This window comes from Neobacillus drentensis (genome assembly GCF_036965645.1).
Taxonomy (GTDB): Bacteria; Bacillota; Bacilli; order Bacillales; family Cytobacillaceae; genus Neobacillus; species Neobacillus drentensis_D.
Map to the genome: position 1 here is coordinate 1 of NZ_JBALPZ010000138.1, position 9,902 is coordinate 9,902.

General features: G+C 34.4%; 9 protein-coding genes and 1 pseudogene. 5 read left to right on the top strand and 5 right to left on the bottom strand.

What is annotated here, in order from left to right; genetic code table 11:
• Window positions 1-40 precede the first annotated feature (40 nt).
• Window positions 41-526: a hypothetical protein gene (locus tag V7266_RS23665; protein WP_335471553.1), complete on the bottom strand. Its 486-nt coding sequence runs from the start codon at window positions 524-526 to the stop codon at window positions 41-43.
• A 515-nt stretch (window positions 527-1,041) separates the two neighbouring features.
• On the opposite strand from V7266_RS23665, the gene V7266_RS23670 reads away from it, so the two are divergent.
• The gene (locus V7266_RS23670; RefSeq protein WP_335471555.1) at window positions 1,042-1,512 is read left to right on the top strand and encodes a DinB family protein; all 471 of its coding nucleotides are present in this window, start codon (window positions 1,042-1,044) and stop codon (window positions 1,510-1,512) included.
• A 153-nt stretch (window positions 1,513-1,665) separates the two neighbouring features.
• Here the strand turns inward: V7266_RS23670 and V7266_RS23675 are convergent, their stop codons facing one another.
• Both V7266_RS23675 and V7266_RS23680 read right to left on the bottom strand, forming a co-directional pair.
• Window positions 1,666-2,118 carry an NUDIX hydrolase gene (locus V7266_RS23675; protein ID WP_335471557.1) on the bottom strand — a complete coding sequence of 151 codons (453 nt, stop codon included), beginning with the start codon at window positions 2,116-2,118 and terminating at the stop codon, window positions 1,666-1,668.
• A gap of 17 nt (window positions 2,119-2,135) precedes the next feature.
• The gene (locus V7266_RS23680) at window positions 2,136-2,480 is read right to left on the bottom strand and encodes an HIT family protein (protein WP_335471558.1); all 345 of its coding nucleotides are present in this window, start codon (window positions 2,478-2,480) and stop codon (window positions 2,136-2,138) included.
• 195 nt (window positions 2,481-2,675) lie between these two features.
• On the opposite strand from V7266_RS23680, the gene V7266_RS23685 reads away from it, so the two are divergent.
• The 4 genes and pseudogenes from V7266_RS23685 (at window position 2,676) to V7266_RS23700 (ending at window position 5,877) form a co-directional block, all read left to right on the top strand.
• A complete protein-coding gene (locus V7266_RS23685) occupies window positions 2,676-3,029 on the top strand; it encodes a DUF3231 family protein (RefSeq protein WP_335471559.1) in 354 nt (117 codons plus the stop codon).
• 143 nt (window positions 3,030-3,172) lie between these two features.
• Window positions 3,173-3,675 (top strand): annotated as a pseudogene (locus V7266_RS23690) (DUF3231 family protein).
• 331 nt (window positions 3,676-4,006) lie between these two features.
• Window positions 4,007-4,219 carry a hypothetical protein gene (locus V7266_RS23695; RefSeq protein WP_335471560.1) on the top strand — a complete coding sequence of 71 codons (213 nt, stop codon included), beginning with the start codon at window positions 4,007-4,009 and terminating at the stop codon, window positions 4,217-4,219.
• A gap of 380 nt (window positions 4,220-4,599) precedes the next feature.
• Entirely contained in the window at window positions 4,600-5,877 is a 1,278-nt protein-coding gene (locus V7266_RS23700) for an ATP-binding protein (RefSeq protein WP_335471561.1), read from the top strand.
• A gap of 555 nt (window positions 5,878-6,432) precedes the next feature.
• On the opposite strand, the gene V7266_RS23705 is transcribed toward V7266_RS23700, so the two are convergent.
• Window positions 6,433-6,924 (bottom strand): DinB family protein, encoded by a 492-nt coding sequence (locus V7266_RS23705; protein WP_335471562.1) that lies wholly within the window; start codon window positions 6,922-6,924, stop codon window positions 6,433-6,435.
• Window positions 6,925-7,179: 255 nt separating this feature from the next.
• Window positions 7,180-8,952: a group II intron reverse transcriptase/maturase gene (gene ltrA / locus V7266_RS23710; protein WP_335471563.1), complete on the bottom strand. Its 1,773-nt coding sequence runs from the start codon at window positions 8,950-8,952 to the stop codon at window positions 7,180-7,182.
• Between the last annotated feature and the right edge of the window lie 950 nt (window positions 8,953-9,902).

Sequence of the window (9,902 nt, forward strand, 5' to 3'; positions counted from 1 at the left end):
GTAAAGAAACCTAAAAATAAAAACCTTCGTAATTGAAGGTTTATCGAAACCACTTCTTTTTAAAAATGGTTTTTTTAATGGGGGTAGGTTCAGTTATATATTGAAAAGTATATAAGATTAAAGCCCTGACGAAATCTATTAACAGGTATTTGAATTTTGATAAATTTTCTAAAGTGAATATCCGAAAATCTTTTACATATTTCAATCCTCCGAAGATAAAGGAAGTATGAAGAATAGTATTTGTAATCAGATATAACGGGAATTTACCAAAAGTCATTTTTAACACCCAAAGGCTAGTGACAAGGTATGGACCGAAATTCATAAAATTCATGCTGTTAAAAGGTCCGACACCGCTATAAAATTTCCACCAATTTTTCCTTTCACCATAAAAATCTAAAGCTTTAGTAAAAGTAGCCATAAATATGGCAGTGGGAAGAAATCTTCTAAATGCTTTCTTACCTAGAAAGGGTACAGTTAACCAAGGAACAACCAGCAATGCAATTAAAAATAATTTTTGGTTTTTCATAATACCACCTATAAAGGAGATGTATTTTATCGGATTTTACCTTATTCTTTTACAAGAACGCCAACTTTATACAAATTGGGGATATACATAATTATTAATAGTGGTAATTTTATACATGCCCGTTTTATTAATACTGAGGTGTTATAAATCGGAGTTGGTCTGGGGTTAGCTTGCCTTCGGCTTTTTTTATAATCGTGGAACCCTGCGAATCTTTGATTCGGTTCGTGCCCCCAAACTTTTATTCCTTTCAGATAAGTCATGTGGAGGATTAATGAATGTTCGGAGTTTTAAAGTATTTCCCTTTCGTAGTGTATGTTTGTGAAGGTTTGTACTTAAACTATTCTGCCCAGTTAGTTCAACAACAATGAAACAATCCTTTAAATTGCAGCACCTCTTTCTCTTGCACCGTTCGTATAAAGTACAACTAAATATTGTAAAATATTCCTCCTTCAGATTATTGGCATGAACGTTCATTCGTGTATAATTATTATATGCTTATCAAAGGAAGAGCTTTTATGAATTCAATTGATTTAATTATTTTAAACTTAAATGAAGTTAGAAGAAGAAGCATAAAAGTCTGGAAATCTATTCCTGAGGAAAAATTAAGTTGGAAGCCAGATAATGAAGCATTGAATTGTCTAGAAATGGTCAGGCAAGTACTGGAAAGCGAACATTATTATCACCTGGCACTTAAAAATCAAGGAAGTTTATCCGTTTTTAATTCCCCTTTTGAAAAGAGACCTTTTACTTCTGTAAATTCTGAATTGGAATTTGCCGAACCCTATCGTAATCAATTCATAAATACAATCAGATCATTTTCTGAAGAAGACTTAACAAATATTAAGATTGACCGTTCTGATGCAGGTTACATAAGAGACCTTGGGGATATGCTCCTACGCATTGCGTATCACGAATCTGTTCATACTGGTCAGTTATTAGATTATTTAAGAACCGCAGGTGTTCCAAGAATCCGTATCTGGGATTAGTGCGTAATATTGGTGCTTTCACTGTTGTGGGGCACCATTTTTATTGCTTATTGGAGTATTTAAAGTGTTCCCTTCTTCAACTTAACTGCCCAGTTAATAAAAAAATCGTCGCAGCGATCATTCTTGAGCTCATGCACCCGTTAGTGGAACAAATTAGCCATATATAAAATGTTTTTCTATTATTAACTTAGCTCTTTCATCAAGCTGGGAAGGTAATTCTTTGACGGAAAAATACTTTAAAGCCAAACTTTCACCATCATTCATAGCTAGTTCACCACTTGTATCTTGTGCTATGTAAACACAAATAACGTTATAGACTTCAACACCGTTGGGGTATTTATAATAAAGATTACTTCCTGACAAAATATCAAAGAAATTAAAACTTGTTGCTTTTAACCCCGTTTCTTCAAAGAGTTCACGTTCAGCAGTTTGCTCTAAACTTTCGGCTATTTCCATTGCTCCCCCAGGCAAACCCCATTCTTTTGTATCGGAACGGTATTGAAATAAAATCTCTTTTTTATCATTCATAACAATGATTGTAGAGCCTATCAAAATTAATGGTTTGTGTCCAATCAGTTCTCTTAATTCGTTTATGTATTCAGCCATAATTACCTCTATAGTTTTTAGTCTCTAATTCGATTTCCGTAGTATACATGCCAGTGCATATGTTTATTGCTTTGATAATCTCCAACGTTTGTAGAAACAGTACAAGCACCAAATTTCTCGTTCATTTGGGTAGCAACTTCCTGAATAACACTAAAAATTTCCTTTATAATATCTATTTCATCTTGTTGAACAGTAATGATAGAAGTAATATGTCTTTTTGGTATTACTACAACATGTTCTGGATGAAAAGGACGAGTATGATAAAAAGCTAGAACATTTTCGGTTTCTAAAATTATTTCCACAAGTGTACGTCCGCTTAGTACCTCTTCACAATAAAAGTCTTTAAATTCGTTTGTTGCCACAATAATCCCCCATAAAAAATTAGTATCTAATTATTTATTCAATAATTTGTTAAATAATCCCTTCTTTCAACAAAACTACTCGTTAGTGAAAAATCTACTGCTTCTACTCACACTAGTTAATTAGGGACAGTATTCGCATCATTTTCCACTTATATGGAAATAATTGATTTATCTTTAATGCAAGGTGGGATTACATTGAGTTTAACAAATCCAATTAGTTCGTCTGAGGTTGGTACCCTTTGGCTTACCTATCAAGAAAAAACTCTTATCATGAGAATATTAGAATACTTAATGAAGAAAACAGATGATGATGAGGCGAGAAATATTTTGGGGGGCTTGTGGCAGGAGCTAAATTACTACGTAATGGAAATAGAAAGAATCTTTAAACAACAAGGAATCGTTATCCATATTGGATTCAACAAACAGGATGTGAATTTAGAGGCTCCTAAATTATATGACAATGGATTTGATGTGATGTTTGTACGGATTTTAAAAGATGTAAGCATGGGAATGTACACCATTAACATGAATATGGTAACGATGATGTGATACGAATCTATGAGGGACTTACCACGGTAACCCATAAAATTTATAAGCTAGCTACACAATATTTACTAAAGAAAGGGATTCTTGTACTTCCTCCAAAAGTAACAATGCCTAAGACCACTGAGTTTATTAAAAGTAAAAAGTATATGAGTGGCTTTAACCCATTTAATTCTAAACGGACTTTAAACGACATTGAACTCGGTTTTCTTCATCATGGAATAGAGTCCAATAACATAGGGATGCAGCTAATGATAGGATTAGCTCAATGTGCTCAGAACAAAGAGGTTAGGAAATACTTAGAAAAAGGAAAAGATCTTGCAAAGAAACAAATTAAAATATATCAAGAAATACTTTTAGATAATGACATACAGTTTTCTGCAACATCTGGAAGTACGGTAACGACTTCAACAGTTGCACCTTTTCTGATAAGCTAATGATGCATTGTGCTACCTTCCTTAACGGGTTTTGTATAGTAGGAAGTAGTTTTGGAACATTTTTTACGTTAAGAAATGATATTGCCTTAAAAATAACTTTATTAGCCAAAGATATTTATTTTTACGGTCAAGAAGGAATTGAGATTATGATAAAACACGGGTGGTTTGAAGAGCCTCCGCAAACGGAAGACCGAAATCAACTCATAAATAACTGAAGAATAAAGTGATTAATATTTATTGGAGAATGGAGAAAAAATTCAAGTATTTATTAAAAACGGCAACTTTAATATAAGCATTGAGTATTTTCATCCTCATTGTATTAAAAGGTAAGCACTGTTATTGTGCTTTTCTTTTTGTTTATTGACCTTATTAATCCGTGTTTTTTACCAAAACTGCCCAGTTAGTTAAACAAGATTAGAGCAGTATTGTAAAACGCATCAATTATAAAATGACAAATTTATGAATTTAGCGAAAAACTCTTTTCAATTTCATTTTTAATTGATATTATTCCTATTAATAAGGTAGGAATAGTGGGTGTTACTAAAAATGTCTTTGTATGAAAAATTACCAAGTGATTTTTTGATCAATTTTTATTATGAAGTGAAGAAAATGATTTCAACAGGATTAGTTTCTAAAAATATGTACTATGAATTAGGACTAATAATTTCAGCTGCGTCAAAGAGAGGTATCCTATTGGATAAGCCAAAAGATTTTGAACAACATATTGTCCACGAATTATTAATGGAATTAAGTAACTAGAATTCCGCCACGATTGAATAAATAGATAATCATTAGAGGGCATCCATTAAACCGAACAAAAAGCCATTGATTTTTATCAGTGGTTTTCTTCAACTAAAAAGCACCCAGTTACTTTAAGAAGCAAATTTTATATACCCGAATTAACCAGATGCGAAAATAATCCTACTAAACCTATAACAATTGCAATGCTTAATAAAGCAGTCGTATCAGGACACCATACTGATCATATCCTTTTTTAGAGTAATAGTATCAGTATCTCCAAGCTTTAGAGATTAATTGCGATTGTTTTGAGTTTTTTGCATTAGAACCCATTTTTTTCCCCTGTTTTTATATTCAGTTTCCTTTTATACTAGAATGAGCTTAACAATGAGGTAAACTGTATGGAATATACTAAAAATTTGCTCTTACAAGTAATGATTATTTTGATTCCTGTCTTTTTTTATTCTATGTATTTAACCAATCCTCATCAATTCATCGAAACGAAGCGGCAAAAATTAATTTTCAGTTTCTTGGCAATGATTACGTTAGTATTGTGCATGTCCTTCCCAATCAATTCGGATGTAAACGAGCGAAATGATCTACGGTTTGTAGCTCTCATGATAGGTATATTTTATGGAGGTGGATACGCAACAGGTATTGTTCTCACGATCATTTTATTGTTGTATCGTTGGTACTTTGGAGGGACTGGTTTTTATTCAACGGTATACGAAATCTTATTCCTCTTACCCATGTTTTTTTTAGCATATCCACGTTTCATCCAGCAGGATCGATCAGGTCGAATGAAACTGACTTGGAGGATAACATTGGGGATGTCCTTGATCTTCATCCTCGTGGATTTGCAAGGGATGGAATTTTTTAGCACACTTCAGGAAGTTTTAACGATATGTGTTGCCACCATTGTAACTATCTTTCTGATTGAAACCTTAAGGGAAAATTCCCAGTTACACATGGAAGCTCAACAGGCGGAAAAATATAAGATACTCGGAGAATTGGCGAGTTCCTTTGCTCATGAAATTCGAAATCCTATGCAGACCAATCGAGGATTTCTCCAGTTACTTCTACAATCGCCAATTTCAGAGACGTATAAAGGGTATGTTCAAATTTGTATAGAAGAAGTGGATCGGGCGAATGACGTCATTACCGAATATCTCTCGCTTGCCAAGCCAGAAGCGGATATGAAAGAGTCCGTCGATGTTTGCGAAACAATACAAACGGTTGTCAATATTCTCTACTCCTATGCTTTAGAACGAAAAGTAAGCATAGACGTCCGACTTCCGGAGCAAGAGTGTGTGATATTGGGTCATCCCCAAAAAGTGAAACAAGCCTTCCTCAATATCATCAAAAATGGCATCGAAGCGATACATCAAGGTGGTGCGGTTTCCATTCTCGTGAAACAGGAATCACAGCATGTGGTGATCCAAATCCAAGATGAGGGAGTGGGGATGAATGAAGACGAAGTGAAACGTCTTGGACAACCATTTTATTCTCTGAAAGAAAAAGGAACTGGCATAGGACTCATGGTGAGCTATCGCATTATCGACTCGTTTCACGGAAAAATCATCGTCCAAAGCCAAAAAGGAAAAGGAACCACGTTTACCATTCTGTTCCCTCTCTATAATTGTAAAAATACGCTATTAGCTGACAAACAGGAGCTATAGCTAAAAATAAAAGTATATGAACCGACAGGAGTTAAAGGGTATTGGATCGTAGACAACCGTACTGAGACAGTTGAAGTGCTTATTTTTAAGGAAAGTGGATATTATCAACTTCAAGAGTTATATGTAAAGGGAAAGATCTAATAGAAGTAAGTATTTTTGAAGACTTTATCCTCGATTTAAAGAACATATTTCTATAATACAAATTCTAACCATATATTAGCGTGTCATATCCAAACGTGCGAGGCATTCCAATCCCTTGTCTTTCAAAGTATGAAACAAGTTTTCAATCTCGTTTTAAGATTAGGGTAGAGTCAGGAAAATGCGGATTTACAACGCTAAGGAAATTTCAACCTAAAAAAAGTCGATTTCCAATAAGAAATCGACTTTTTTATTTACGCTTCTTTCACTAAAGACCCGTTAGTTGAAGTGAAAATCTTCACAATGTTTTGCCTTAACAAAAACTAATCCCTTTATGTGTAGGGGCAAATCAAAAAGACGCCTTCTTACTAAAGAAAAGCGCCCTTTAGCGGAGCAAAGAAATATAAGTTGCCTTATTTAATCCCCTTTAATATTAGTTTTCCAGCTTTTTTGTAGTTTCCGAATGTAAACGATTTGTCCAATGTGGTAGGCATTATGTGTGGACAAATTTCCTAGAACTTCCCACCACTTTGCGGTCTCAGAGAAACCATTCACATCATTTTCTACCTTTTCTTCAGTCAGTAGTTCTTGCCATTGAAGCAGGACCGCTAAGAGGCACTTTTTTAAGTCATCAAACGTTTTATTTTCAGGAAAAATAAAGCTTTCATTATTGTCACTTATAGGTGCAACAGCATTCACATGAGATTTTTTGTATCTCTTTTGCCAAGTTTCATTCCAGTAAAGGAGATGTTGTACAATTTCTGCAATACTGTTGCTTTCATCATTAGGTTTCCAAAACGCTTCTTCCTCTTTTAAGTTTGCAACTGATTCCGAAAACGGAACGTACCAGCTTAGGTCGTTTGCATTTGCTAACAATTGATCTTCCAAAACGTCTTTAGCGTGAGACATAACCAATCACACTCCTTCTAATTATAAATTTTCTATTTCGACGCCCTTCTGAAATCTCCTCCATTATTCCATTAAACGGAACTAATGTTAAAAAAATCTAATGACGATTGTTTATACAGATAGGTAAGGCTTTGAAGTTATCGCTCCCTTTTCCCCCTGTTCACACCGTACGTGAAACTTTCGAATCATACGGCGTTCCAACTAATCCAATTTATTCGTTCTATGTATTAAGCAGACGAGTGCTGTTTTCCAAATTTAGATTATTTCATTTAGACATCTTAACCGTAGCTTATTTACTTTTTCTTTCTGCTTATTTGTAAGCTTTAAAGATTGTAAAAGAGTTTCTATTTTGACTATATCTTTAAGATGAATTAATTGGTGAATTGCTTTATGAACAATAATTAAGTTTGAATAACAATCATCTTTCGAAAGATAATAAGGATTTATGTGATGACAATGCCATTCATGAATCCCTAACTCTTCTCCTAATATGGCACATTTGCCATATTGAGCAATAAATTTACTGATTCGGTTGTCGTTATATTCAATGGATCTTTTTGGAATGTAATTTCTCATGATGTAAGAAAGCGTATTTTTATCAATAGCCTTTAGGCTATTATGAATTTTTGCTCTACCTTCGGCAGTAAAGTTACATATAACTTGGGAGAATCCAAGTGTCTTTTTCCAGCGTTGTGCGTGGATAGGGACAAAAACCATTTTTTGTATCATATACAGTTTTGCCTTATATCCCTTGTATCTTTTCTGTAAGGTTTTAGTCATCTCATGGAAACTTGCCTCGGTTCTAATGTTCCTTAATTGATTATATAACGTTCTGCGGAGATGAGCGTTTAACTCATTCAGATTGATAGTGATGTTAGTAGCGACCGAGTAATAGTTTTGAATTCCCATGACGACAGTATTGAAGTTCCAAACTGTCTGAATGCAAGGCTTTTTCTTGATTCCTTTTATAGCTTCCTTAATCTTAAGAAAGGCGTTTTCTTTAGCCTTTTTCGACATATTGGACCTTGCTACATAGCCAAATCTTGTTTTTCCTTTCCTTACAACTTTCATTGAAAATCCAAGAAACTCGGAAGAGTTTTTCTTTAGATTAATAACCTTCGATTTCTCCTCACTTGTTTCCAAATGAAGTCTTTTTCTCAAGAAGTCTTTCAATGCGTAGTTCGTTTTTATAGCGTGTGACCTAGTTCGGCACATTACCTTGAAATCGTCCGCATAGCGGACGATGAAGCACTCTTTCAAAGCAGTTTTCTTTAAATGTTGATATTTACTTCCATTTGTAGAGTAAGTATACCTGCTTTCAAACGTTTCCCATTGGTCACTTATCCACCAATCCAATTCATTCAATACAATGTTTGAAAGTAAAGGTGATAGGATACCTCCTTGCGGAGTACCTTTTGTAGGAATTCCTTCTCCTTCAATTTCTGCTTTTAATAGCCTGGAAATTATGGAGAGAAGTGATTTATCCCTTATACCTAGTGACCACATTTGTTTTAAAAGTTTACTGTGATTAACATTATCAAAGAAACCCTTAATATCAACATCAACACAATGATGGAGTCCAGACTGATTGATAAGAAATTCAAGCCTAGCTTTGGCATCATGAGTGCTGCGGTTCGGTCTAAATCCATAACTATGTTTATGGAATTTTGCCTCAAAAATGGGCTCTAAAATTTGAAGTATGCATTGTTGAAAGATTCTATCCCAAATTGTTGGAATCCCCAAAGGTCTTGTTTTTTCTTTTCCTTTTGGAATGAATACACGCCTTACCGTTTGCGGTTCATACCATTTGAACATGGCTTGAACCTTTGCTATTACATCTTCCACTGTTAAATGTAAAATATCGTTAATGGTTAATTTATCTGTTCCAGCAGTTTTACTACCTGTGTTTCTTTTGATGTTTCGGTAGGCAAGTCGTATATTATCTTTAGAACTCATTAATTCTGTTAAGTCATAGAAGTGATGACCACTGACACTTTGAGCATTTAGTCTGTCAAAACAATCTTGCATACTATAATATTCACTGTGTCTCAGTTTCTTCCGTTTCAATAAGTTGGTGACTCCTTTCGGAGTTAAACCTCTTTTAGTCTTACAAGAACCTTATTAATCGATAAAGAACTGCCTTACTTGGTTGAATAAATCTTTATTAGTCTAGTGGCTATCCCTCCATATGGATTAGACATTTCATTGGTACTGTGCCACCACTTTCACTGATATAAAGGCAAGTTATACAACAACTAGTTTCATTGTTTTCTTCCTTGCCAACGGTTCATTAGAAGTAAGTCCTCCACGTTATCAGCTTACAACGTTGAATTATATCTATTATAGAATGAACTTAGGTGCTTCCTGTAAGCCTGTTAGCATTCATACGCCTGTAACGTATCATGGATTTTCATATTAGTTAGTCTTACTAACCCACATCTAACCTCACAATTTGGTGATATACACATTTCTATGTATTGCAGTTATAGACCCGTACATTCAGAGATTCGTCAGCTTAACCTTTTATTGTAGGTTTATTCGCATTCTCACCATATTCATTCAACTCAAGCACCATGAATTACACCACTCCATCGAGTAGGCTTTCGCCAGCCGAACTGGTACGGTAATTTCTCACGCCTTTTCACCGAGCTTATAACACTATCATTCTACTAATTCCAGTGCTATTCGACTAAGAGAGAACCCTTCAGGGCGTTACCCCGTCATTCGATTCTTCGATATAACCCTTCAGTTCCGAAAGGAACTGCCTAGCCTTTACCAGAGTGATGTTACCATCCTCCATTTAAACTAGGAACATTTCGCACAACTAAACTGCTTCGTTACTTCAATAAGAAATTAAGCATTTTGGAATTTTACTCTTCAAATACTTGTTATTTGGTTATAACAAAAATCATAATGATTTTGAATGTTTACACAAAATTAACAACTTTAATAAAAATACAATGATATAATTTATGACA